The sequence below is a fragment of the Paraburkholderia lacunae genome, assembly GCF_003353175.1.
Classification (GTDB): Bacteria; Pseudomonadota; Gammaproteobacteria; order Burkholderiales; family Burkholderiaceae; genus Paraburkholderia; species Paraburkholderia lacunae.
Genome location: NZ_QHKS01000010.1, coordinates 1 through 23,600, shown reverse-complemented (window position 1 = coordinate 23,600; position 23,600 = coordinate 1). Strand labels below are relative to the sequence as shown.

Annotated in this window: 23 protein-coding genes and 1 pseudogene; 23 read left to right on the top strand and 1 reads right to left on the bottom strand. The window is 61.0% G+C overall.

All coding sequences use genetic code 11. The features are described from left to right. Window positions 1-86: 86 nt before the first annotated feature. The 23 genes and pseudogenes from DLM46_RS16590 to DLM46_RS16485 all read left to right on the top strand — a co-directional run bounded on the left by DLM46_RS16590 (window position 87) and on the right by DLM46_RS16485 (window position 22,671). Complete coding sequence (locus tag DLM46_RS16590) at window positions 87-1,325, top strand: phage major capsid protein (protein ID WP_115101843.1); 1,239 nt, start codon at window positions 87-89, stop codon at window positions 1,323-1,325. Window positions 1,326-1,380: 55 nt separating this feature from the next. After that, window positions 1,381-1,899, top strand: coding sequence for a head-tail connector protein (locus DLM46_RS16585; protein ID WP_115101842.1), 519 nt, complete (start codon window positions 1,381-1,383; stop codon window positions 1,897-1,899). Between the two features lie 8 nt (window positions 1,900-1,907). Beyond that, window positions 1,908-2,246: a phage head closure protein gene (locus tag DLM46_RS16580; protein ID WP_115101841.1), complete on the top strand. Its 339-nt coding sequence runs from the start codon at window positions 1,908-1,910 to the stop codon at window positions 2,244-2,246. Further along, window positions 2,246-2,812, top strand: coding sequence for an HK97-gp10 family putative phage morphogenesis protein (locus tag DLM46_RS16575; protein ID WP_115101840.1), 567 nt, complete (start codon window positions 2,246-2,248; stop codon window positions 2,810-2,812). Before DLM46_RS16580 ends, DLM46_RS16575 begins: the two co-directional genes overlap by 1 nt. After that, a complete protein-coding gene (locus DLM46_RS16570; RefSeq protein WP_115101839.1) occupies window positions 2,809-3,156 on the top strand; it encodes a hypothetical protein in 348 nt (115 codons plus the stop codon). Before DLM46_RS16575 ends, DLM46_RS16570 begins: the two co-directional genes overlap by 4 nt. A 45-nt stretch (window positions 3,157-3,201) precedes the next feature. Continuing rightward, window positions 3,202-4,134, top strand: coding sequence for a phage tail tube protein (locus tag DLM46_RS16565; protein ID WP_115101838.1), 933 nt, complete (start codon window positions 3,202-3,204; stop codon window positions 4,132-4,134). Between the two features lie 81 nt (window positions 4,135-4,215). Next, on the top strand, window positions 4,216-4,542 hold the full coding sequence (locus DLM46_RS16560; protein ID WP_165847994.1) for a hypothetical protein: 327 nt from the start codon (window positions 4,216-4,218) through the stop codon (window positions 4,540-4,542). 5 nt (window positions 4,543-4,547) lie between these two features. Further along, window positions 4,548-4,922, top strand: coding sequence for a DUF1799 domain-containing protein (locus DLM46_RS16555; RefSeq protein ID WP_165847993.1), 375 nt, complete (start codon window positions 4,548-4,550; stop codon window positions 4,920-4,922). Between the two features lie 45 nt (window positions 4,923-4,967). Next, complete coding sequence (locus tag DLM46_RS16550; RefSeq protein ID WP_115101835.1) at window positions 4,968-10,100, top strand: phage tail length tape measure family protein; 5,133 nt, start codon at window positions 4,968-4,970, stop codon at window positions 10,098-10,100. Further along, a complete protein-coding gene (locus DLM46_RS16545) occupies window positions 10,097-11,578 on the top strand; it encodes a hypothetical protein (protein WP_115101834.1) in 1,482 nt (493 codons plus the stop codon). The genes DLM46_RS16550 and DLM46_RS16545 overlap by 4 nt, the downstream gene beginning before the upstream one ends. A gap of 3 nt (window positions 11,579-11,581) precedes the next feature. Next, window positions 11,582-12,502 (top strand): hypothetical protein, encoded by a 921-nt coding sequence (locus tag DLM46_RS16540; protein WP_115101833.1) that lies wholly within the window; start codon window positions 11,582-11,584, stop codon window positions 12,500-12,502. Further along, on the top strand, window positions 12,499-13,359 hold the full coding sequence (locus DLM46_RS40330; protein WP_244306248.1) for a hypothetical protein: 861 nt from the start codon (window positions 12,499-12,501) through the stop codon (window positions 13,357-13,359). Before DLM46_RS16540 ends, DLM46_RS40330 begins: the two co-directional genes overlap by 4 nt. Further along, window positions 13,360-13,788, top strand: a complete 429-nt coding sequence (locus tag DLM46_RS16530) for an XkdW family protein (protein WP_115101832.1) — start codon at window positions 13,360-13,362, stop codon at window positions 13,786-13,788. Between the two features lie 45 nt (window positions 13,789-13,833). Beyond that, window positions 13,834-14,550, top strand: a complete 717-nt coding sequence (locus tag DLM46_RS16525) for a hypothetical protein (protein ID WP_115101831.1) — start codon at window positions 13,834-13,836, stop codon at window positions 14,548-14,550. Window positions 14,551-14,560: 10 nt separating this feature from the next. Next, a complete protein-coding gene (locus DLM46_RS16520) occupies window positions 14,561-16,834 on the top strand; it encodes a TolB family protein (RefSeq protein WP_115101830.1) in 2,274 nt (757 codons plus the stop codon). Window positions 16,835-16,837: 3 nt separating this feature from the next. Beyond that, a complete protein-coding gene (locus tag DLM46_RS16515) occupies window positions 16,838-17,638 on the top strand; it encodes a hypothetical protein (RefSeq protein WP_115101829.1) in 801 nt (266 codons plus the stop codon). A 104-nt stretch (window positions 17,639-17,742) separates the two neighbouring features. Continuing rightward, entirely contained in the window at window positions 17,743-18,303 is a 561-nt protein-coding gene (locus DLM46_RS16510; RefSeq protein WP_208866286.1) for a lysozyme, read from the top strand. After that, complete coding sequence (locus DLM46_RS39440; protein ID WP_165847992.1) at window positions 18,300-18,704, top strand: hypothetical protein; 405 nt, start codon at window positions 18,300-18,302, stop codon at window positions 18,702-18,704. Before DLM46_RS16510 ends, DLM46_RS39440 begins: the two co-directional genes overlap by 4 nt. Then, window positions 18,692-19,099, top strand: coding sequence for a phage holin family protein (locus DLM46_RS39435; RefSeq protein ID WP_165847991.1), 408 nt, complete (start codon window positions 18,692-18,694; stop codon window positions 19,097-19,099). Before DLM46_RS39440 ends, DLM46_RS39435 begins: the two co-directional genes overlap by 13 nt. After that, window positions 19,096-19,518: a hypothetical protein gene (locus DLM46_RS16500; RefSeq protein ID WP_115101827.1), complete on the top strand. Its 423-nt coding sequence runs from the start codon at window positions 19,096-19,098 to the stop codon at window positions 19,516-19,518. The genes DLM46_RS39435 and DLM46_RS16500 overlap by 4 nt, the downstream gene beginning before the upstream one ends. Window positions 19,519-19,992: 474 nt before the next feature. Continuing rightward, a pseudogene (locus DLM46_RS16495) lies at window positions 19,993-20,319 on the top strand (SOS response-associated peptidase family protein); the annotation flags it as partial. A 237-nt stretch (window positions 20,320-20,556) separates the two neighbouring features. Next, a complete protein-coding gene (locus tag DLM46_RS16490) occupies window positions 20,557-21,348 on the top strand; it encodes a DNA adenine methylase (RefSeq protein WP_115101825.1) in 792 nt (263 codons plus the stop codon). A 345-nt stretch (window positions 21,349-21,693) separates the two neighbouring features. Further along, window positions 21,694-22,671: a fucose-binding lectin II gene (locus DLM46_RS16485; RefSeq protein WP_244306247.1), complete on the top strand. Its 978-nt coding sequence runs from the start codon at window positions 21,694-21,696 to the stop codon at window positions 22,669-22,671. 254 nt (window positions 22,672-22,925) lie between these two features. Here DLM46_RS16485 and DLM46_RS16475 read toward each other — a convergent pair whose 3' ends face one another. Continuing rightward, on the bottom strand, window positions 22,926-23,192 hold the full coding sequence (locus DLM46_RS16475) for a hypothetical protein (protein ID WP_165847990.1): 267 nt from the start codon (window positions 23,190-23,192) through the stop codon (window positions 22,926-22,928). Window positions 23,193-23,600 lie beyond the last annotated feature (408 nt).

Sequence of the window (23,600 nt, the reverse complement as noted above, 5' to 3'; positions counted from 1 at the left end):
GTCGCTCCCGCGCATGTCTGGCCGCCCACTGAGGCGGCTATTTTTTTGCCTGCGTGAGTGGGCTTCTTACTTATCTGGAGCATTCAATGGCTGCATCCATTCAAGCACTGCGGGAGCGTCGCGTCGCGATGGCGAAGGAGCTGCGCAACCTCGTTGAAAATCACACCGGCGCTGCGTGGGGCGCGGATCAACAGTCGCGGTACGACGAGCTCGTACGCGACATCGAGTCGACGGACGCCGAGATCACGCGTAATCAGCGTGTGCTCGACGAGGCACAGCACGAATTCGGCCGTGCACAGGCTCGCGGCGAACGCGAAGGCCTGTCGACGGACGAAGCGCACGCGAATGTTGCGATGGAAACGTCGATCTTCAACTCGTGGCTTCGCGGCGGTCGCGACGCGCTCAACGAGCAGCAGCGCCAGTATGTCGCTCAACGTGCGGCGAGCGTTCGCAACGACATGAGTTCCGACATCAATTCGGGTGGTTATCTTGTTCCGACTGATTTCGCCAGCAACCTGATCGAGGCGCTGAAAGCATTCGGCGGCATGCGCAGCGTAGCAAACGTGATCGGTACGAGCAACGGCGTGCAGATCCAGTGGCCGACTGTCGATGCGACGGCGCAGGAGGGCGAGATCCTCGGCGAAAACACTGAGGCCGGCTCGCAGGACTTCCAGTTCGGCATGAAGGAAATCAACGCCTACAAGTTCAGTTCGAAGGCGGTTGCCGTGCCGATCGAGCTGCTGCAGGACAGCCGTATCGACCTGGAAGGATACATCCGCACTGCGCTCGCGACGCGCATTGCACGTATCACGGAACGCAAATATGCGGTGGGGACCGGCGTGGGTGAGCCCCAGGGTGCAGTGACCGCTGCGCCGGTGGGGTATGTCGCAGCGGCGGCGACCGATATCGCATACGAGGATCTTATCGAGCTCGAACACTCGATCGACCCGGCGTACCGCAGCTCGCCGAAGGTTCGCTGGCAGTTCCACGACCAGACGCTGAAGGGTCTTAAGCGCCTGAAGGATGGCTACGGCCGCCCGCTGTGGTTGCCTGGTGTTGCCGTGAAGGAGCCGGACACGCTGCTGGGTTACTCGTACACGATCAACCAGTACATCCCGGTCGCGGCGGCGAACGCAAAGTCGGTGCTGTTCGGTGACTTCACGAACTACCTCATTCGTGACGTGATGCAGGTCCTGCTGTTCCGTATGACCGATTCGAATTTCACGATGAAAGGGCAGATCGGCTTCCTGGCCATGTATCGCGGCGATGGGGGCAGCATCGACGTCGGTGGCGCATGGAAGGCACTGAAGCAGGCAGCGGCCTGATCGGCGGGATGGGGCGGCTTCGGCCGCCCAAAGTCACTTTGCAGCGAGGGCCACGATGGTTCGAATCATTACGCCGCCAGCACAAACGCCGGTATCGCTAGACACCGCGAAAGAGCACCTGCGGGTCGACGGATCCGACGATGACGATCTGATCACGTTGTATCTGAAGGCGGCAACCCGGCGTGCAGAAGACATTACCGGGCGAGCGCTCATTACTCAGACTGTCGAGGAGCTTTTCGTTCGCGTATGCCGCGAGGTGGAGCTCACGCGCTGGCCGGTTCAGTCCATTGAATCGGTCAAAGTCGGCGGTGTCGATCTTGCATCCCATACGGCTCGACTTGGAGACAACGCTTCGCTTGGCGGCTTGCCGAAGGGCGACGTCGTGGTGCAGTACAAGGCCGGTTATGGCGACAGCGGCGATAGCGTACCGGAACCGATCCGGCAATGGATCCTCGCGACCATCGGCACTTTCTACGAAAACCGCGAGACTGAGATCGCCGACAACCGGGCAGCGACGGTCAATATCGGCTACCTCGACTGCCTGCTCGATGGGTATCGGATCTGGTCTGCGTAGGGGGCGGCATGCGAGCAGGAAAACTTGATCGGCGCATTGTCATCCAGCGGCTTCTGAACGCGAAGAATGCCAGCGGCGGCACGGTCGCGACGTGGGCAACAGTCTGCACGCCATGGGCGGGCATCAATTATCAGTCTGGCACGGAGCGCAGCGCCACGACCCGGCAGGGTGGCGAGAGTGCGGATGCACGCACGTTGATCACGATGCGCTACAGGGCCGGGATCAACGAGACGATGCGCGTGCTATACGGCGGCAAGGCGTTCAACATCCGCTTCGTGAACGACGTGCTCGACCAGCATAAGACGCTGATCCTCACGTGCGACACGGGCGCAAGCGAGGGGTTGTGATGGCGACCAGCAACGTGATTCAGGGACTGCAGGCGTTCAACTCGGCGATTGCGACGCTGAAGGATGACATGCAGAGGAAGGTGGCGTTTTCGGCGGCGCTCAGTGGGGCGAACGTGATCAAGCGTGAAGCGAAATCGATCGCGCTGTCCAGGGGGCTGAAGCAGACCGGAGCGCTGATCAACAACATTGCGGTGAAGCGGGAGCAGAACCCGCCGCTGGGCGTTGCGCAGTACAACCTCGGGGTGCGCCATGGTCGCGAGCTCGGTAGCAAGGCGAAAGTCACTTACTCGCTGCGTGCCGATGGCAGCATCCGGAAAACCTACGTCGATGACCCGTTCTACTGGTGGTATCTGGAGTTTGGCACGAAGCCGCACGTTGAGTCCGGTGGCGGTGGCAGGCGGCTGGCATTCGAACAGGAGGGTAAGCCCGTCTTTTCGATGAAGGTTCGCAATCCCGGCATCCAGCCGTTGCCGTTCATTGGCCCGGCATTTGAACGCAAGAGTGACGACGCGTTGGCCGCCATGGCAGACCGCGTTGCGCAGTTCATCCAGAAGGGTGCCGCATGAGCCTGAAAGCAGATATCTACGCTGCGCTCGTCGCTATCCTGCCCAACTCGCACAACGTCGAATTGCCGCCCGATCCGACATGGCCCGCTCTTGTGTACACGACCCATACCGATGAAGAGAGCGGCTGGGTCATGGGTGGCGGTTACGACCTGCACACCGTGACGATCGCGATTCTCGGCCGCGACACCGATGAAAACACCGCGTTGCGCGATCAGATTGTCGAAGCATTCGAGCAGATGGATGACTTCCTTCTGGTCGAGTCCGAAGGCGACAGCAATTTCGAGGGAGCCGCGGCGGTGTACGCGTATCTCATCATGATCCAGTTGCGAACGCGCCGACCTTGACCCACGAAGCCCGCCATGTGCGGGCGTTTTTATTTGAGGAACCGTATGTCCAAGCTGACCCGAAAGACCATCATACTGGCCGCGATCGAGGCGGTCGCCGGCACCGATGCGGTGCCGACCGGTGCGCTCAACGCGATTCTGGCCCGCGCCGTGACGCCGAACCCTGCAGCGGCGACATACGCGTCGCGTGACGTCGTGCGACCTTACCTCGGCAACAGCGAGCAACTGCCGGCCGACATTCACAGCGAGCTCGATTTTGAAGTGGAGCTCGCCGGCGCCGGCATGGCGGGACATGCGCCGAAGTGGGCGCCCTTGTTGCTCGCGTGCGGCTTTGCTGAGACGCTGACTGATGGGGTCGACGCAAAGTACCGGCCCGTCAGCGACAACCCGCCGACGCTCACGCTGTATTACTTCCTCGACGGCATCTTTCACAAGATGACGTCTGCGCGCGGCACCGTCGCGCTGGACCTGACGGCGAAGTCGATTCCGGTGCTGAAGTTCAAGTTCACGAGCCTGTACAACGATGTGGTCGATCAGGCCTTGCCGGCGGGTATCGATTACGAAGACTTCCAGAAGCCGCTGGTGGTGAACAAGGCGAATACGCCGAACTTCTCATTCCAGGGCGTGAGTTCGCCGCTGCAGGCGCTGACGATCGATGTCGCGAATGCGATCAACTATCAGAACCTGGTGAATCAGGAGTCGGTCGACCTGACCGATCGCAAACCTGCCGGCACCGCGACGTTGCAACTGACGTCGGTTGCAGCGAAGGACTGGTGGGCTGCGGTGCGCGACGCCGTCACCGGAGCGCTGACGATCACTCACGGCAAGACCGCCGGCAACATCGTGCAGATCGATGCGCCGCGCGTGCAGGCGTCGAATCTGTCGTACAGCGATCAGAGCGGCACTGCGATGCTCGGGCTGAACCTGACTTTTGTGCCGGTTGAGGGCAACGACGAGCTGGTGATTACCGTCAGGTAATTCTGCTGACGTAACTGCATATCCTTTTGAATGCAAACCATGGCCCGCCATCGAGCGGGCCGCTTCTTCTGGAAAATCAAAATGGCTTTCAAGATCTCCAAATCCGAAACGTATCAACGCCAGATCGACGTGGTAACCGTGTCGGAGTCCGGCAGGCACGAGAAGGAGAATTTCAAAGTTACTTTTCGCCGCTGCACGAACGAGCAGCTTGACGAACTGCGCAAAAAGACCGGGCGCGAAGTGCTGCAGGACGTGGTGGCCGGCTGGTCTGGCATTACCGACGACGACGGCAGCGCATTGCCGTTCAATGAAGAAAATTTCGAGGCACTGCTGCAGATCCCGGCGGTGTCCTTCGCGCTGGTGAAGGGTTTCTGGGACAGCATCGTGGTGGCTCAGGAAAAAAACTGATTGAGGTGGCGAGGTATTGGGCCGGCGAGCGGCCCGACGACTTCGCCGCCGACGATACCGTTGTTGCAGGTCTCGAAGCCGCCGGTGCGCCGCCCGAGGTGATCGAGCGCGCACGTGCGCAGGCCGTGCGCGAAGACTGCTATGTCTGGGCTGACAACTGGCCGGTGTTCGAGGTGTTCGCGGCCTTATCCGGGCAGTGGCGATATCTGCCTGGCGGAACGGGGCCACCCGTCGCGCTCGGCTTCGATTACGTCGCGGTCGACGTGACCCTTCGGCTGATGGATGTGCCCCGTAAAAAGCGAAGTGAAATGTTCCGCCTGCTGCGTGTGATGGAGGCCGAGGTGCTCGATGTGTTTCGCGAGCGTGAGGCATCGGCCTGATGTTGTGCAACGCCCGCGCATGCGGGCATTTTTTCTGGTACTGCCATGCCTTCACTTGGTTCCCTGGTTGCAAAGGTTGCGCTCGACTATGCCGACTTCGAGCTCGGCGCTGATCGCACCAGTCAGGCGTCGCTCAAGATGGGTAACGACATCGAGCGCGCGGTGACCAGGGCGCTCGGCGTGTACAGGAAAAGCGTCGGCGATATGTCAGCGGCGAACGACGATCTCGGGGCCTCGATGGGGCGCGCATCGGCTGGCGCTGCGGCGCTTGCCGAGTCCGAACAGCAGGCCGCCGCCCGTATCAAGGATATGGTCGCGCGCTCAATGGAGGCACAGCAGGCGATGCAGCAGGTTGCGGCCGCGTCTCAGAGTGCCGCCGCCGGCGTCGACGCGATGGGCGCGTCAGCCGGCCAGATCCGGGTGAACGTGCTGGCGCAAACGCAGGCAATGATCGACGCGCAGCGCGCGACCGTTCTGATGAACGACGAAATGCAGGCATTGCGCACGACGATGGCGCAAGGCAATGCGACCTTCGCGACGCTTGGTGATCAGTACAACCGGCTCGATCGCGCGATGGCGACCGGCAAGCTTTCGATGGCGGAATACGACGCCACGCTGGCAGCGCTCGGAAAGGATGAGGACAAGCGGCTGCAGGCGCTCAATGCGCTCACGACGAAGTACGACCCGCTTGGCGCTGCCACGCGCAAGCTCGCGCAGGATCAGGCGCTGCTCGACGATGCCTATAAGGCGGGCCAGGTGACGACGGCGCAGTATCAGCAGGCGCTCGCCGGCATCAAGGCGGATCAGGCCGTTGTCGAACTGCGTCGGCTTGCAGATCAGGAGGCGCAGCTCGAGCGCGCGTTCAAATCGGGTGAGATCTCGTCGGTAGCCTATAAAAAGGCGCTGGCTGACATTGGCACCAATCGCAGCGCGCTCACCGACGTAGCGTCGGCGGCGGAAACGGGCGGCAAGGCGATGGAAGGATTCGGCCTGAAGACGGCCGGCGCGCGAAGGGAAGTCGTCGTCCTCGCCCATGAGGCGCTGACAGGTAACTGGAAAAACTTCGGCGGCTCGATGATGGTTCTGGCCGAACGGATGGACCTGATGGAGGTAGCAACCTCCGGCGCGGCTTTGGCGGTTGCCGCAATCGCCATACCGCTGGTGGCGGCCGGCGCGGCGATGTACAAGGTGTCGGAGCAGAACGCCGCGATGAATGACGCGCTCGTTCTGACTGGTGGCTATGCCGGCGTCACGACCGAGCAGCTTCGCGGCCTGGCGGCTGCGGCGACGGCCGGTGGGGCTACGTTTGACACGGCCGCGGAGTCGGTGACGGCGCTGGCGGCGACCGGACGGCTGACGGGGCAGGAAATCGCCGATCTCGGCCGCACGACGGCGGATGCCGCCACGTACACGTCGATCTCGGTCAAGCAGATGGTGGATGACTTCACCAGACTGGCCGAAGACCCGGTCAAGGCGTCCGTGGCGCTGAACGACCAGTATCACTATCTGACGGCGTCGACGTACGATCAGATCGCGGCACTCGAGAAGCAGGGCGATGCCACCGGTGCGGCGCAGATCGCCGTCGAGGCGTTTTCTCGTGCGATGGACGAGCGCACCGGCGAGATTGCCAAAAACGAGGGCATCATTCTCGCCGGCTGGCGTGACATCAAGAGCATGATCAACGGCGCCGTCGAGGCGCTGGGATCGTTCGGTGCAACTGCCGGGCCGGCTGAGGTCGTCGCGCGCATGCTGGCAAACAGGTCCGCGCGTCAGCCTATCGGGCAATGGGACGCGCAGGATGAGGCCGATCTGCAGAAGGCGATTGCCGCGCGTGACGCAGCTGTCAATGCGGCGCGCGAGAAGGCGCGTCAGGCTGAGCAACAGCAGCAGCTGATCGATGCGAAGCACTGGTATGCGACGTGGAACGACCAGTTCGCCACGCCGGCCGAAAAACGCGTCAAGGCGATCAACGAGTATCTCGACAGGACAGCCGCGTTGAACCTGAGCCCCGAGCAGCAGCTCGCGGACGAACAGAAAATCAACGACAAGGACAAGGATAAGACCGGGCGCAAGGGCGGCACCGGACTGGTCGACCGCACGCAATTGACCGGCGAGGTGCAGGCCATCAAGGACGCGCTGGCGGAGGAAGTGTCGGCCGTCGAGAGCGCGCGCAAGGTGCTCGACGCCCAGTACAAGGGTGGGGCGGTGTCCATCACCGACTATTACACGCTGGATCGTAATCTCCTCGCGCAGGCTGCGAGCGACCATATCGACGCCGCGAATCAGGAGGCCGCCCTGATCGCGCAGGGCATGAACAACCGCAACCTGAGCGCCGTGCAGCGTGCGCAGCTGGCCAATCAGGAAAGAAAGGCGCTGGCGGATGGCGGCAAGGCGGTGGAGGAATTCTTCCAGAAGGTGTCGCTCTCGGCCGCGCAGGAAGACGAGGTGTGGGACAAGTACGGCAAGTCGCAGCTCGATGCGATGCAGAAGCAGATCGAATCGGCAAACCAGCAAGGGCAATCGCTGCGGGACCAGATCGACACGTTCGGCATGACGAAGTCGGCGATCGATGACCTGAAGGCATCGCGTGCTGACGACACGGTTGCAGCGCTTGAGCAGGGCCGGGCAATCGCCTTGCTGCAAGGCAACCTCGCCGACACGAAGTCCTGGGACGAAGCCATCGTCAAGGCAAAGTCACTTGCGACCGCGTTGCACGGTGTCGCTGACGATCAGGCCACGCTCGATAACCTCGCGCAGGCAAAGAAACAGCAGGACGATCTGGTCAAAAGCTGGCAGAGCACGATCGACGGTATTGGCACCGACTTCCATAACGGCTTCCTGCAGATGCTCACCGATGGGAAGAACGGCTGGTCGAGCTTCACGAAGTTTCTGAAAAACACGTTTGAGACGACAGTGGTCGACGAGCTGTACAAGTCGTTCGCCAAGCCGTTCGTGATCAGCGTCGTCGCGCAGCTTGCCGGCATCACGAGTGGCAGTGGAGTCCAGAACTCCATCCTGCAGAACAACGGCATGGGCGGCAACGGCACGGTGAGCAACCTGCTGTCGAACCCGTACGGCACGTACAACAACCTGTCGAACGGTTACAACACCGTGATGGGCTGGATTCAGGGGTACGGCGGCGCATCGACCGCGCTCGGTTCGTCAGCCATTGCAGGGGCAAGCTCTGGCGCACTGTCAGGCGGCGGTGTCCTGTTGGGCGGACTAGGCAGTGGGATTGGCGGGAATGTCGCGGCCAGTGCCGGCACGTACGCATCGACGCTCGGCTCTAATGCTTACGGATTCACTGCCGGCGAGGCCGGCGGCGGCCTTGGCAGTACGCTCGGCTCGTCGGCCGGCCTGATGTATGGCGGCGCTGGCCTGCTGGGCGGTCTGGCTGGCGGCGCACTATTCGGCAACAAGGGTTACTCGTCGCTTGGCGGCTCGCTCGGCGCGATGGGCGGTATGGCAGTCGGCGCATCGTCAGCGGTTGCGGGGACCGCCATGGGCGCGTCGCTCGGCTCGTTCGCGGGTCCGATCGGCGCGGTGATCGGCATGGCGCTCGGCGCATTGGTCGGCTCATTGATCGGTGGCGGTGAAACCCGCTATGGCGCCGACTATACGATCGACAGTAACAACAACGTTACCAAGGTGCGCGGTCCTTCTGGCGGAGACCCGGCCGCCACTGAAGTGCAGTCGTCGATCAAGAATACGTATGACTCGATCACCTCACTGGCAAAGCAACTTGGGGGATCGGTCGACGGTCTTGGCCAGTACTCCGCGACGTATGAGATCAGCCCGCAAAAAGGCAACTCGTTCGTGTCCGCCGGCTTTGGGGATCTGAGCGGCTATCCCAACCGTCAGGATCTCAATGGAGTCAAGGACTCGACGACGGTGCTGAATGACTTCAGCCTGCAGCTGCAGCGCTCGGTGATCGACTCGTTGCAGAAGGCGAATCTGGATGCGCCGTATGCCGCCGTGCTGCAGGGCGTGGATGCGTCGAAGCTGTCGGCGAATGACATCACGTCTCTGCTGAGCGAGCTTAACTCGTTGAAGTCGCTGTTCGACTCGATCCAGAAGATGGGCGACGATTTCGTCAATCTGAAGAACGCGTCGGTCGATGCGCAGAGTGCGGTGCTGAATCTCGCCGGTGGCGTCGATTCTTTCAACACGAGCGCGACGTACTTCTACCAGCATTTCACATCGGCCGCGCAACAGGCTGACGATGCTGCGAAGTCCGTCACGGACCAGCTCTCGGCTCTCGGCTATAGCGGCATCCACACGCGCGACCAGTTCAGGGATCTTGTGAAGTCGCTGGACCTGTCGACGGATGCGGGGCAGCGCTCGTATGTCGCGCTGCTCGCCCTTGCGCCCGCGTTTGATAGCGTCGTCTCGTCGTATGAGTCGGCGGTGTCGTCGGCGTACAGCACGCAGTCGCAGGCGCTGACGTCGTTCAAGGATCAGGTCGACCAGTTCCGTGCGTCGCTGACTACCGGGAGTCTGTCAACCGCATCGCCGGAGCAGCAGTACGGCGATACACGTCAGCGTTTCGAGGATCTGTACAGCAAGGCGATCGGCGGGGACGCCACCGCGCAATCGAACCTGACATCCGCCGCGCAGGATTTTCTCAATGCGTCGAAGGCGTACAACGCGAGCTCCGGCCAGTATCAGTCGGATCTGACGCAAGTCATGCAGTCGATGGACTACGCGAGCTCGTCGGCGAACGCGCAGCTTGACCAGCTGAAGGCGATGGTGACGGGCATTGTCAACGTGAACACGTCGGTGCAAACGGTGGCCGAGGCGATCGCGCAGTTGCAGGGATGGACGAGTGTGAATGGATCGCACGCGCAGGGTCTGTACCGCGTGCCATTCGATGGCTATATCGCTGAGCTGCACCAGGGTGAACGGGTGCTGACGGCGAGCGAGGCCCGCACGCTCGACACCCAGCGGGCTGCGGTGCAGACGGTCGACTTCGCCCGTTACCAGTCTTCAGGTAATGACGCGCTGTTGCAGGAGATCAAGGCACTGCGCGCCGAGGTGGTGCAGCTGCGTGAAGATCGGCGCAAGGCTGATGTAGGCCACGCCAGCCAGCGTGCAGCGCTCGTCAAGGAGCAGACCGATCGGCTCGATGAACAGACGACGGTGATGCGCAACAATGCCCGACCGGGGAAAAAGGCATGATCATTGCGATGGAAGTGGAGGCGTGTCACCTGGCTGGCGGCCAGGTCGATACGCTTCGTTTTTCGGAAAGTGGCTTTGTCACGCGTCCGGACGATACGCCTGCAAATGCGTGGTTCGAGCCGGTCATCAAGACGGCGCCGTCCCTCTCGCGTCTTCTGTTCGATGCGGCCGGCACGTACGGGGCCACGAAAGTGACGATCGGCAACGTGCAGCTCGTCAACGAAGGCGGCGAGCTCGACTACCTGCTGACGGACTACGCGTTCGACGGGCGGCGCTTTACGGTGCGCATCGGCGACGTAGGCACGCCGTTCGCGCAGTGGCTGGTGGTGATGACTGGCACGCTATCCGACGTCGCGGCCAACGGCACCGCAGTGGACCTGATCATTCAGGACCGGCTCGCGGATCTGACGCTCAACGACTGGCCGACATATGCCGGCGACAACGTGGCGCCCAATGGCCTGGAGGGCACGGCCGCCGATCTGAAGGATCAGCCCAAGCCGCGCGTGTACGGTGCTGTCCTGAATGTCACGCCAAAGGCCGTCAACACCTCGAAGCTGATCTATCAGGTCAGCGATGCGGCCTGTGCCGTGTCAGCGGCGTATGACAACGGCGCAGCGCTCACGCGTGGCCCTGACTACGCCAGCACCGCCGACATGCAGGCGACGGAGCCGGCGGCCGGTCAGTTCCGGTGCTTCGCAGGCTATCTCCGGCTCGGCAGTGCGCCAGTTGGCACCGTGACATGCGATGCGGCGGGTGTGGCCGTGCGCGCTGGCGATCTGCTGGTCGCGATTGCCGGCGATGCCGGTGTGCCGGCGTCCGACATCATGCAGGCCGACGTCGACGCGCTCAATGCAGTAGCCGGCGGCCGGATTGGCGTGTGGGCTGATTCGAACCCGACGCCGCAGTCGTTGATGGATACGGTCGCGGGATCGGTTGGGGCGTGGTACGGCTTCGACCGGCTGAGCCGCCTGCGCATGGGGCGACTTGATGCGCCGGCGGGCACACCTGTTGCCGTGTGGGGGCGGGACGTGCAGGAGACGGTGCAGCCGTCGAGCGGAGGCGTACCGGCGTGGAGTATCTCAGTGCGCTACGCGCGCAACTACACGGTGCAGAGCAACGTTGCCGGCACTGCGGGGACTGCGCGGGCTGCATGGCTTGCGCAGGAATACAGGACGTCCGCCGCTACTGACCCGTCCATCAAGGTGCCATGGCCACACGCGCAGACGCTGAGCTTCGATACGGGGCTGCTCGACGCGAACGACGCCGACGCGGAATCGCGGCGGCGGTTGGCCCTGTACGGTCCACGCCGGATGAAGATCGACATCGACGTGCCAGTGGCTGAACTCGGCGAAACCGACCTCGGCGATGTCGTGGGGCTCACCACGCCGCGCTACGGGCTGTCCGGGCGTCTGTTCCGGGTGATTGGTATCAACAGTGGTTTTGCGAGCGGCAAGGCTGCGCTCGTCCTGTGGGGGTAGTGGATGGCGAATATCTTGCTGGGTTTTCCGAACCGGATCGATCAGGCGGTGTTGACCGGTGGTGACTGGCAAACGCCGCTCACCAACCTGCAGGACCGGCGGCTGTCGCGCGTTGCGCGCTCCCGCACAACCGACAGCGCGTCGACGCAATTCGACGTTGACCTCGGCGTACCGCGCAAGGTTTCGGTTTTCGCGATTGTGCGGCACAACCTCGGGCTGACCGCACGTTACCGGGTCCGGGTGGCGCAGGACGCCGCATTTACCAATGTGATCTATGACGCCGCGCAGCTTCCGGCGCAGCCATCCGTGTCAGCGAACTTCCGGCTGCAGCAGTACACGCTGCAGGGGCGCATCTGGCCGCAGGTGTGGCCGAGACTGTTCAACACCGCGTCGCTCGACTGGGAGGATCCGAACTGGTGGGATGGCCGCTTGCCGGAAGAGGATCGCAGGGGCTATCCGGGTCTCGTGATGTGCGTGCTCGATGAACCGGTGTTCGGGCGTTACGTCCGGTTCGAGTTTCTCGACGAGCAGAACGTCGACGGCTATATCGAGATCGGGCGTCTTTTCATCTCGCAGGCGTGGTCGCCGAAGAAAAACGCAACGTATGGCGCGGGCATCGGCTGGGAATTCGACACAACGATGGATCGCGCGGTCGACGGTACAGCGTATTTCGATCGCAAGACCGGTCGCCGCGTGCAAACGCTGGGGCTTGACTGGCTCTCGCGCGACGAAGCGTTCGGCAACGTATTCGAGATCCAGCGGGCCGCCGGCATCGATCAGGAACTGCTGTTCGTTTGGGACGCGGACGATCCGGTCAATCTGATCCGGCGGTCGTTTCTCGGTCGCATGCGCAAGATCAACCCGTTGCTGCTTCCTTTTCTGGGCACCTACACGAACGCATTCGAGATTGAGGAAATTACATGAGCAAAGTGACTTTTCCGCTCACCGGCCATTCCTATTCGGACGATGGCAGCAGCGACCACGACATGCTCAACGGAGGCCATGCCGAGCATCTGCTGCCCATGATCGGCGAAACGGTCGACACCGCGCAGTCGGCGATCGACGCCGCTGCCTCGGCGGCACAGTCGAAGGCATCAGCGGCAGACGCCGCGTTGAGCACCAGGCAGGATGCTGGCGACGCGAAGACGGCACGGCAGGACGCGCAGCTCGCGGCAACGCAGGCGAAAAACTGGGCCGCAACGGTCAACGTCCCCTTGCTCGTCGGCAAGGCGGGATTTGCGCTTTTTGCCAACGACGACGAATCGGGCATGGTGTGGCGTCGTGCGGTGCGCAGCGGTGGCGGGGCAAACCAGACCGATGCGCAGGTCTACTTCGGACAGGACCGCACGAATGCCGCGCGGGTCCGCGTGACGCTCAATACGACCGATCTCGGCCTGGTCGTGACGGACACGGACCTGAACACGGCTCTCGGCGCTCAGGCCACGGCGTTACAGAACGCCATCAACACGAAGGCCGATGCTGCGGCGACAACGAACGCGCTCAACACGAAGGCGAACCAGAGCGATCTGAACAACACCAACCAGGCGATGGCGACGAAGGCGAGCCAGGACGCGCTGAACGTAACGAACAACACTGTTGCAGGCAAGGCAAACGCCGGTGCGCGTGTGCAGTGGGATTCAGGCGTCGTCGATTTCGGGGTCGTTTCAGACAATGGAGCGAACCCCTTGCCCGCTCCGTACGTGGTTTGTGGTCTATCGGGAGGTGGTGCGGCGACAGCCAACGCCATCCGCGTCTATGGCATGCAACTGAGGAACCAGTAAATGCTCAGTCTTGAACAGATGATCTTTTGCATCCAGAAGGTCTATCCGGGCACCCGCCAGGGAAGTGACTATTGGGTTGCCCATCCTGTTGACGCGAGTCTGCAGCAGAGTGGACCGGCTTTTGTCGTCGAATGGAAACTGGATCAGCCTCAACCCACTGAAGAACAAATCGAAGCGCACTGGACGGCGCACGGCGATGAATACCGGGCGATGGCTGCCGATGCCGATGGGCGCGCAAAACGCAACGCGCTACTTGTTGATGCCGACAATCTGGTCGAGATGGCGATCGATACCGGCAATGCCGCGCTGGAAACGTCGGCACGCTCCTATCGTCAGTCGTTGCGCGATCTCCCACAACGTGAAGGCTGGCCCAACGCGATCTCATGGCCCGATCCTGCCGACGCGCAGCCGTCGATCCCGCAAACCTGACCCGCCTCGTGCGGGTTTTTTTATGGGCGGTTCAAGGACAAAAAGATGGCAGATCCCACATTCAGCGATCTCGTGGCATTTACGCGAGCTAGCACTGCGTGGCGTACGAACGCGGACGGACAGCCCGAACAGGTAACAGCCGACGCGCCGCGTTTCGATTACGACCCGGCGACGAAGTCGCCGCGCGGCCTGCTGATCGAGTCGGCCGGCTCCAATCCGGACAGTTCCGCGCGCGCAGCGGACGACACCAAAGTGACTTTGAACGCGGACTGGTTCAACCCGACGCAAGGGGTCTGGATCGTTGCCTTCGAGTATCCGGGCGCGGGTCAGCACACGGTCATCGAGGTCAATGCGGGCGGCGTCGGCTTTGGCATTGAAGTGGTCGACGGTGACGTGTTCGCCTATCTCGGCACAGACCGATTTGCGCTCGATACGGCGGTGCCGGGTGTCGTCACGCAGGTCGTGCTGGGCTATGGACAGGACGGCATCCGTGCGGCGCGTAACGGTGCCGTCGTCCAGTTGTCTGCCGCGCGCACGCAGCGCATCACCGACGTGCGGCTTGGCGAAACGACGGCAGCGGTGCGGCAACTCGATAGCAGGCTGGTTTCGTTCGGCTATGTCGGTAAAGCCGCGAGCGCGGCGGAGATCGCCGCGTACGCCACGCCCGACGAGTGGGCCGAAATCACTGACTACATCGCGCAGAGCTACGGCGACAGTTTCGTGCCGCTGTCCGCTCAGCTTGACACTGCAATCAACACCTGACGGAGATTCAATGAGTGCAATCGACAATCTGAAGGATGCGATTTCGGGCATCGTCGTGAACTGGCCGATCATCCGGAAATTCGCGAACGGCGGTTCAACGGACACTGTCGACACCGATTCGGGAACCCTGCCGGTGATGGCAAAGGTCGTCGCCGATGCGCAGAATATGTTCGAGCAGGCAAAGACGGACCTGATTGCGCAGAAGGGTAGCGAGATCAATCAGGCGGCAGATGGCATCCTCGCGCAGACGCAGGCGGTCGCGGCCGATGTAAATGCGGATGCAGGCACTGCTGCGGGAAGTGCGTTGAGCGCGGCCGCCGCGGCGTCGAGCGCACAGACGGGCGCGAACGCCTCGGCCGCGTCCGGCCGCTACTTTGCGACGGTCGCAGCGGGCGTCGCGGGAAGTGCGGACGGCCAGTCGTTCAGCACGTTGTCGGCGGACGATCATTTCCTGATCGTGTATCAGCGGCAGGCAGGCGCCGCCGTCGAGCAGTTGCGGTTCGCGACGCAGAGCTACCTGGATACGGGTTTCGACTTCAGCAGCTATTCCCGAAGCGGATACGTCGGGGGCATCGTTGATTCGCTGAAACGCATCGCACTTGGCGTGAGGGCGAGTGGCAAGATCGACATCGGCAATGTGCAGGATGTGGGCGGCAAGGTTGCGCAGAACACGAGCATCTCAACGGGGCCGGCCTCGGGCGCATCATCGGTAGTCGCTACCGCCAATGGATCCGCACGAACGAATCCGAGGCTAACGGCCGATGTGACCGCGCTGCAGGCCGCCCCTTCGAACGTGATGCTCACGCAGGGACGATCGAACTATGCGTGGCCGTGGACGGATTCGCAAAGCCGTGTCGCGGGCGGCCTCGATTTCGCGGGCAATTTGTGGTCGAAGGGGCTTAACGTTACGAGCGTCATTACTGCGATCAATGCCGCAGGCGTTGCCAACCTCGTCGCGGCGGCCGGGCTGTCCAGCGTTGTTTCCCTCACGTCGACTTACGCGCGCAGTGGTTATGCATGGGCGGTGATCGGTAGCAGTGGACGCGTTCCGCTTGGCCTCGATTTCTCCGGCAATCTCATCAGCAAGGGCACCAATCTCAACGCGCGCATCGCGGCGCTGGAAACGGCGACGCCTACTGTCACCTTCTCTCCGCAGCAGCTCGACGGCGCGGCCTATGGCGTCTTCATCAGGCAGGTCAGCAGCCATACGCAGCTATTTTCAGTGAACAAGGCGACAGGCGCACTGGTGCAGTTGACGAGCACCGGGAATAACGTGAATCCGGCGTGGAGCAATGACCAGTCAAACGTCCTCTTTTCGACGGACAGGAATGGCGCATCTGAGCAGTATTTTTCACCGGTGACAGGTGGTGCGGCCAATCGCGTGATTCCCTATGCTGACCTGATCGGCTGGGGCGACTCGATGACGGCGGTAGGCTCTGGCTACTTCGACACGCTCGTGGGTCTGCTGCCCGGCAGGATGGGCACTAACCAGGGCATTGGCGGCCAGCAGTCGTATCAGATTGCTGCGCGCGCCGCGGGCTTCAACCTGACTTGTAATGTGGCGGGCGGCCAGATTCCGGCGAGCGGCCCGGTATCCATCACCGGCCTTAGCAATTTCATCCTGAACACGAAATTCAGTGTCGATGTTGTGATTGCCGGCGTGCCGGGGACGATCACCGAGCACTACACGCAAGCGAACGTCGACAACACCTTCACGTTCACACCGGCCGCGAGCTACACCGGTCCTGCCGTCAACGTGACGAATCCGGTAGCGGTTACGCCGACCACGACGTTCTATTCGGCCACGATCGCATCGGTGCCGCTCGCCACTACAAGGCAGCGCATTCACAGCATTCGCGTTGGTCGTAACGATGTTGGCAAGGTCGGATACAACCAGGCGACTACGCTTGCGAACATCGATTCAATCCCGCAAAAGATAGCGTCCTATCACAAATGGTTTTTCGTCATGGGCGTGACGAGTTCCTACGGTGACCTACCGATTAGCCAGGGTGGGAATCAGGCGACTGATGCGGCGTCACAGACGCTTATGGATCAGATCGCGGCGCTCAATGCAGCGCTTGCCGCCAGGTACGGAGCGAACTTCGTCGACGTGCAGGCTGCGATGATCGCGCAGGGGTATGGGCAAACGGCTACCGTCAACGGAAGCCAGTACACCGTTCTTAATAACGTGTGGTCGAACGATGGCATCCATGAAACAACGGTCGGCAAACAGGCGACCGCAAACCTGATTATCAACAGCATCATCACCCCGAAGGGATGGTAAAAAATGAGTCTGATTCTCAAAATCACCGACACAACTTTCACCGATGCAACCCTCCCGGTTCTCCAGCGCGATGGCCTGGTCGACGCGGGCATGAAGTTCCTGTTTGATTTCGCCGACCCGTATTGCTGGCCGAAGCAGGCGGCACCCGTCAACAACGACCAGTTCACGAATTTGGTGAGCGGCGGTGCAGCGGCGGTTACGTTCCTCGCGGCTCCATCAACGATGACTTTCGCAACAGGTGGCATTGGCTTCGATACTGAAACAAACGAAGGGATTCTCCTTCCAAACTCGGGCAATTTGCCGGCCAATAACCAGGGCTTCGTGTTTTGCATATGGTTAAAGCACCTGGCCCAGGCAGATCAGACGAGTGTCAGCGCGGTGGGCGGCTATTCGTATCAGCTCGGCACAAGCAATCAGTATGCAATCATCGGCCAGAATTCATCGAACACTTACCGGATGTACGCGAATGGGCAATCTGTTTCGGTCCCGTTTCCGGCCAACGGCGCGATCTTGCAGCTCGCAGTCGCTGTCGTGAAGGTCGGGTCGAACATGGTATTGCGCGCCTACATGAATGGCGCGCAATACGGAGCAGATGTTGGGCTGGGAGCGGCTTCGACGTTCTCACTCAATCAGGTGGCATCCGCACAGATGGCATGCCCGGAGCTGGGCTTTCTGGCGGGTGCCGGGCAAGGGTGGGTCGGCAGTATCTATCGCACGTGGCTGGACGATACGGGTTCGACGGGCGTCGATCCCCTGGCGATCCTGCAGGCCGACTACGCCGTGAACAGTGCCCGATTCACCTGAGTGCAGGTTTTTCTCTCCTTCATGGGGCCGCGTTATCGCGGCCCTTTTTCTTTTTGGCCGCTCTGATTGCGTATCGGCGCGGCCTTTCTTATTGGGGGCATCGTTTGAACGAGAACCTTAAATATTCGGACCAGGGCATGTCGCTCACCGAGAACGCGGAGACGCTCGTGCTGTTCGCGTACCCGGATCCCGCGTCGCCGCTCGCGAAGTCATTGCAGTCGAGAGGCCTGTGGCAGAGGACGCTGCAGGGATCGCCGATCCCGGCGGATCTTCTTTCGTTGAGTGGGGCGCCGTGGACTGGGGGCTGGGGGCACACCGGCCCCGATGTGCATTACGGGATGGTCATTACGCGCGACATGGCGGTCGACTGGTTACGGGCCGATGTGCGTGGCGCGGAAGCCGTGGTCAAACGCGACGTCAAAGTTGCTTTGAACCAGGAGGAATACGACGCGCTCGTCGACCTGGTGTTCAACATCGGCAGTGGCAACTTCGACACGTCGACGCTGTTGCGCAAGCTGAATGCCGGTGACACCGATGGCGCGATTGCTGAATTCGCCCGATGGAACATGGCGGGAGGTGTCGTGCTGGCGGGACTCGTCAAACGACGCGAGGCCGAACGCGCGCTGTTCCAGATCGGTGCGAATCACGCGAGGGTCGCCGCATGAAAAACGATGCTCTCGCCCGGCTCATTTACGCGTACATGGCGATCTACATCGCGGTATCGGCATTCGCTGCGCCGTGCTCGGCGACGTCGGTGATGCTCACGCGCGATGGATTCTGGGGGTATGCCGTCACGGCAGGGACGGCCGCGCTTGCCCTTGTCGTGGCCGCAGACGTCGCGATCAACGACTGGTTGCCGGACAGATATGTATTTCATTGGGCGCAGTCGCGTCGGCACTGGCTCTATGTGACGTCGGCGGCCTGTTACGTGACGCCCATTTTCGCGGCAAGCGCGTATTTCATCAACGCGGCGCAACTGGTTTTTTACATGGGCATGGCGCTATTCGGGCTGCTGCTCGGTTATCGGGAAACGCAGGCAAAACGGGGGATAACGTGCGCCGATTGATTCAATGGGGTTGGGGAGTGTGCGCGCTGCTGTGGGCCGCAGCGGCGTACGCGATGGTGCGACAGACCGAGACTGCGCTTGCCGAGGGTCTGGCGGGCATTCCGGCCGCGTCGCTGGTGCTGGCGGTGTTCCTGGCGTTGATCGGAGGCACGGCCAGCACGTTCCAGCGTTTTGCGTCGAGTGATCCGCCGGCGCGTTCGGCGGCGATCGAGATCGGCAGTGTGATCACCGCGTCGATCGTCGCCGGGTTGTCGGCGTTCTTTTTTTGCGAGTGGCGGGGGTGGCCAGCGCCGCTTACCGCGCTCGTGATCACGTTGGCGAGCTGGGGCGGCAAGCGCGTGCTGGATCAGGCGCTCGATGCTGGCTTGCGCCGCATTCAAGGGGAAAAGCAATGACAGAAATCACCAGTCGTATCGCGACCGTGGTCGCGGGCTTCATCGCCGTCGTGCTCGCGATCGCGTGCACCGTGCAGTTCTTCGAGCTGCGCAGCGTCCGCTCGGACTACGCGTCGGCTCAGCTGAAGGCGCATGCGGACGATCAGTCGATCGGCACGCTTCGTACGCAGCTCGCGACGTCGCAGGCGGATCTTGCGCAGGCGGCGTCGGGCGCACGAGCGTGTTCGGCTTCGGTGGCGGAGGCGGCGTCCGAGGCGAGTGCGGTCAGGGCCGCCGCGATCGCCGCGCAGGCGAAGGCCGCAACGCAGGCGCAGGCGTACCAGTATCAGATCGACGCGCTTTCCAGGCGTATTCAGGATCCATCCAATCAGTCGGAGACATGCGATGCGGCACTCGATCGTTTGCGTAGCGCTCTCTAGCGCACTGCTCGTTATTCCAGGATGCGGGACGTCGCCGCCGGCGCCAGTTTCGCCGGTCGTTCATACGGAAACCGTTGAGGCGAAAATTGAGGTGCCGGTGCCGTGTATCGATTCAGTGCCGATTGCGCCTGCCTTTCTGTCCGATACCGAGTTGCTGGCCCCGTCAAACGGCTCGGCTGTCGACCGGGTGTGGAGGGATCATCTGCAGCGCAAGCAATGGGAGGGGCAGCTTGAGGCGCTGGTGGCCGCGTGTGTGAGTTTGAGGAAGTGAAAAAGAAGCCCGCCGTACGAGGATCGGCGGGCCGAAAGACTTTTGAGGGAAAGGGAGTTCGCCAGCACGTTCCCTCATAGTCCGAGGTGAACTGAATATAGGGCATGGATAGTCGGTCAGACGGGGAACTGCTTCGCAGGACAACGTATTGGCGGAATGGGCTAACAAAAAAACGGCCCCGTCACAACAGACAGGCCGAAACGTTAGGGAATCGTTTCTACGAGAACGTTGACCGCAACGGGAAGAACGTTGTTTTGCAGTTCGATCCGACGCCGCCGCAGCCGATGCTGGTCGCCCGCCTGTGGGCGCGAACGACGATACCGGATGAACCCGACCTATGGTCATTTGCCGCAATCACTGACGAGCCGCCGCCAGAAGTCGCAGCGGCCGGCCACAACCGTTGCATCGTTCCGATCAAGCCGGAGAACGTCGACGCGTGGCTTAACCCTGATCCTTCCAGTCTGGCGGAACAATACGCCATTCTTGATGACCGGGTGCGACCTTACTACGAGCATCGGATGGCGGCATGACCCGCTGACGACGGCCAGGCGCTGATCGCGCCAGCCATCAATCGCTGTCCATTGCGGACGGCACCAAAGTCACTTTGACCGTGCTTCGCGGCGCGGGAAAAGACAGGGCGACCGGGAGCATGTTCGCGCATTCTCCCGGCCGCCTTTCCACTGACACACCAGTGAATTAGCCAAGGCCCTGACACCTACCGGTAGGCGGGCCGAATTCTAACTGAAAAAGAAAAGGCAATTCCAAATATGGCAACTCCCATCGTTCCCTGGATCGGCGGCAAGCGTCGGCTCGCGGACCATCTCATTCCGCGGTTTCCTGAACATGACTGTTACGTCGAGGTCTTCGCGGGCGGGGCCGCGTTGTATTTCATGCGACCGCCGGCGAAGGTCGAGGTGATTAACGACATCAACGGTGAACTGGTGAACCTGTACCGTGTCGTGCAGCACCACCTCGAGGAGTTCGTGCGCCAGTTCAAATGGGCGCTCACAAGCCGGCAGGTGTTCAAGTGGCTGCAGGACACGATCCCGGAAACGCTCACCGACATCCAGCGAGCGGCCCGCTTCTACTACCTGCAGCAGAACTGCTTTGGCGGCAAGATCGAGGGGCAGTCGTTCGGCACGGCGACGACAACACCGCCGGGCCTGAACCTGCTGCGGCTCGAGGAGACGCTGTCGGCCGCGCACCTGCGCCTGTCCAACACGTTCGTCGAGCGGCTCGACTGGAAGTCATATATCGACAAGTACGACCGGCCGCACACGCTGTTCTACCTTGACCCGCCGTACTGGCAGACGGAAGGCTATGGCGTGCCGTTTCCGTTTTCCGAATATGTCGGGATGGCGGCTCGCCTGCGATCGCTGAAGGGCAGGGCGATCGTAAGCCTCAACGATCATCCGGACATCCGACGGGCGTTCGAAGGTTTTCACATCGAGGCGGTGGACATCAAGTACACGGTCGGAGGCGGCGGAAGGGATGCGTCGCGAAAGGAAGTGATTATTTTCAGTTGGGATGATGCGGCGCAACCGGCAGGACTTTTCTAAGCCACGACGATCACAGGAACCCTGTCGAGGGTTCCATATACCTCTTTTGGGCAATTACAAGCGATCAATTTAGATAGGCTCTTTTTGTCAGACGAATACGATAATCTCCGCGATCAAAGGGCTGCAACTTCATTCATGGCGTCACGGCAACCGCACGGTAGCTCCTTTCAACTCAAAAATTCAGCCTCCGCGCGTATTCACTTATCAGGAGATGGATATGGATTCGAGCACTATTTCTTTCAAGGCATTGGCATCGATACGCTAAGTTACAGGCGTCCGAAAGGAACATCAACCAGGCCATAACGTTCACATCATTCTTCATTTAACAACCTTGTGGGTGCAAACATGTCTGGCAATCTCTTATATGGCGACACGCTGTATGTATCAAACCAAACCACCTTTGACGACCCGAACGCCCCCGGCTATTATTTGGACGTGTATGGGCCCCTGCCATCCAATGGCGGAGTCGGCGCTGTATACGCCGCGCAACCCACGAAGCGAAGCGGAAAATCTGTCACCTGGAAAATAGAGCCTGTTGACCAAACGAAAAACGGAAAGCCGGTAAAATCGGGCGACACAATAATTTTGCGAAGCATGCTGGAAGACAATGAGGCGGTCGTCCTTGCCGCTATTGATGGCAATGCTCCAATAAATGAAATCCATCCCGTAGGCGCAGTTCAAAAAAATGGAACTTCGATCGATGCGAAATCGAAGTGGAAAATCGGACATACAAAAGCCGATGGCTCTGCGCTGAATGATGAGGGCACACCGCTGAACGACGGCGACACCATTTACCTGCTCAACTGTGGGGACAATGGATACCTCGACTCATATGACCGCGCTGGTGTTGAGGGCGAGGCTTATTGCGTTTTCACCTCGTCGACGCTCCCGAGAACATACGTTGGTAATTACCATACCACCTCCTGGAAGGTCATCATCGCGTCAGCACAGGCGGGTGGTGACGGAACGGGCGGTGAGCGCAACGGTATATTCAATCTGCCCCCAAACACAGCGTTTGGTGTAACGGTGCTCGTGAATTCTGCTGCCGTGCAGACGGTTAGCGTTTTTGTGGATGACGCCTCCAAGCCCAGTGCTACATTCACAGGTTCGGGCACGAATGACCGAAACCTCCAGACGCAGATTCTGAACTCGGGGAAGGGGCACGTCCGGGTTATCGTCGAAGCTAACGGGAAGCAGTCCAAGCTTGGATCAAGGCAGGTCGATATTTTCCAGAAGGCTTATTTCGGGCTCGTAGCGTCTGAGGATGGGACTGACAACGACTACAACGACGGGCTTGTAATACTGAATTGGCCGCTTGGTTAATATAGGCGCCTAGGCAGTGCGTCCCGAAGTGGTTAATCGGAGTGGTTAATATTTATAAGTTATTGAATTTAAATGGGTGGATTCGGCCCGCAAAGCCGTTTAGGCCGATTCGACTCCGGCTCGCGCCTCCAGTAGTTGATGAAGAGAAAAGCCCCGACTTGTCGGGGCTTTTCTCTAGTGACGTTTCCTTGCGGGAAGGCAGCAAATACTGCTGCATCATCGGCGTCTAGCCGAGTCTTCAGTTCTTGTAGTGTCTAGAGATCGGTCGCCGACAGGCTTATTCGTTCCCCTGTTCCATGGATGGCCTTTTTTTCGACAGCTTCCAACAGGCGACGCTTGTTGAGCTCGAAAGCAAGTAGCAGCTGTTTTTGCGTCTTGTCTGCGGCACCGAGCGCTTCGCAAACCGCGTCAGGGTCGATTGCGAACGAGCAATATCCCCAGCCGAATTCGTAGGCGGAAAACAAGACCGCCGAATTCGTGACAAAGATAGGTGGCGTGAGCTTTGGGTTAGACGCAGTCATAGCGATCACTTTGCTGGTCGAGACGGGAGTCAATCGATTGTTGCACAGTCGCGTCGGCCCTGGGGCTGCAATGCGTCAATATTCTTCTGCCCAGTGCGGGGCCAATCACTTGCTACAAAATTGCTACAGCAATGGTAGAAGCCCATATCTAACAGGCCTTGCACCTGTCATTCCACCCCCTGAACTATCGCTGCTCAAAGAAGATCCGGCAAAGTGACTTTGAGGGGCTCAGTTCGACCCCAAGCAGCCGTTAGACGTGTCGATCGCCGAATGGCCGGTTAGGGATGCGGATTCAACCGGTGGATGCAACACACTAGAGACTGCGCAAGCAGTGGGAGTGTTGCAGATGAAACAGCGACGCCGGATTTATTACAGCGAGACGCAGAAAGCGCTGATGTGGGAACGTTG

Excerpts from the sequence above, each read along its gene's own strand:
- DLM46_RS16560 (WP_165847994.1), top strand. The coding sequence starts at position 4,216 with ATGGCTTTCAAGATCTCCAAATCCGAAACGTATCAACGCCAGATCGAC.
- DLM46_RS16585 (WP_115101842.1), top strand. The coding sequence starts at position 1,381 with ATGGTTCGAATCATTACGCCGCCAGCACAAACGCCGGTATCGCTAGAC.
- DLM46_RS40330 (WP_244306248.1), top strand. The coding sequence starts at position 12,499 with ATGAGCAAAGTGACTTTTCCGCTCACCGGCCATTCCTATTCGGACGAT.
- DLM46_RS39440 (WP_165847992.1), top strand. The coding sequence starts at position 18,300 with ATGAAAAACGATGCTCTCGCCCGGCTCATTTACGCGTACATGGCGATC.
- DLM46_RS16545 (WP_115101834.1), top strand. The coding sequence starts at position 10,097 with ATGATCATTGCGATGGAAGTGGAGGCGTGTCACCTGGCTGGCGGCCAG.
- DLM46_RS16525 (WP_115101831.1), top strand. The coding sequence starts at position 13,834 with ATGGCAGATCCCACATTCAGCGATCTCGTGGCATTTACGCGAGCTAGC.
- DLM46_RS16580 (WP_115101841.1), top strand. The coding sequence starts at position 1,908 with ATGCGAGCAGGAAAACTTGATCGGCGCATTGTCATCCAGCGGCTTCTG.
- DLM46_RS16490 (WP_115101825.1), top strand. The coding sequence starts at position 20,557 with ATGGCAACTCCCATCGTTCCCTGGATCGGCGGCAAGCGTCGGCTCGCG.
- DLM46_RS16530 (WP_115101832.1), top strand. The coding sequence starts at position 13,360 with ATGCTCAGTCTTGAACAGATGATCTTTTGCATCCAGAAGGTCTATCCG.
- DLM46_RS16550 (WP_115101835.1), top strand. The coding sequence starts at position 4,968 with ATGCCTTCACTTGGTTCCCTGGTTGCAAAGGTTGCGCTCGACTATGCC.
- DLM46_RS16540 (WP_115101833.1), top strand. The coding sequence starts at position 11,582 with ATGGCGAATATCTTGCTGGGTTTTCCGAACCGGATCGATCAGGCGGTG.
- DLM46_RS16575 (WP_115101840.1), top strand. The coding sequence starts at position 2,246 with ATGGCGACCAGCAACGTGATTCAGGGACTGCAGGCGTTCAACTCGGCG.
- DLM46_RS16475 (WP_165847990.1), bottom strand. The coding sequence starts at position 23,192 with ATGACTGCGTCTAACCCAAAGCTCACGCCACCTATCTTTGTCACGAAT.
- DLM46_RS16590 (WP_115101843.1), top strand. The coding sequence starts at position 87 with ATGGCTGCATCCATTCAAGCACTGCGGGAGCGTCGCGTCGCGATGGCG.
- DLM46_RS16520 (WP_115101830.1), top strand. The coding sequence starts at position 14,561 with ATGAGTGCAATCGACAATCTGAAGGATGCGATTTCGGGCATCGTCGTG.
- DLM46_RS16570 (WP_115101839.1), top strand. The coding sequence starts at position 2,809 with ATGAGCCTGAAAGCAGATATCTACGCTGCGCTCGTCGCTATCCTGCCC.
- DLM46_RS16515 (WP_115101829.1), top strand. The coding sequence starts at position 16,838 with ATGAGTCTGATTCTCAAAATCACCGACACAACTTTCACCGATGCAACC.
- DLM46_RS16500 (WP_115101827.1), top strand. The coding sequence starts at position 19,096 with ATGACAGAAATCACCAGTCGTATCGCGACCGTGGTCGCGGGCTTCATC.
- DLM46_RS16485 (WP_244306247.1), top strand. The coding sequence starts at position 21,694 with ATGTCTGGCAATCTCTTATATGGCGACACGCTGTATGTATCAAACCAA.
- DLM46_RS16565 (WP_115101838.1), top strand. The coding sequence starts at position 3,202 with ATGTCCAAGCTGACCCGAAAGACCATCATACTGGCCGCGATCGAGGCG.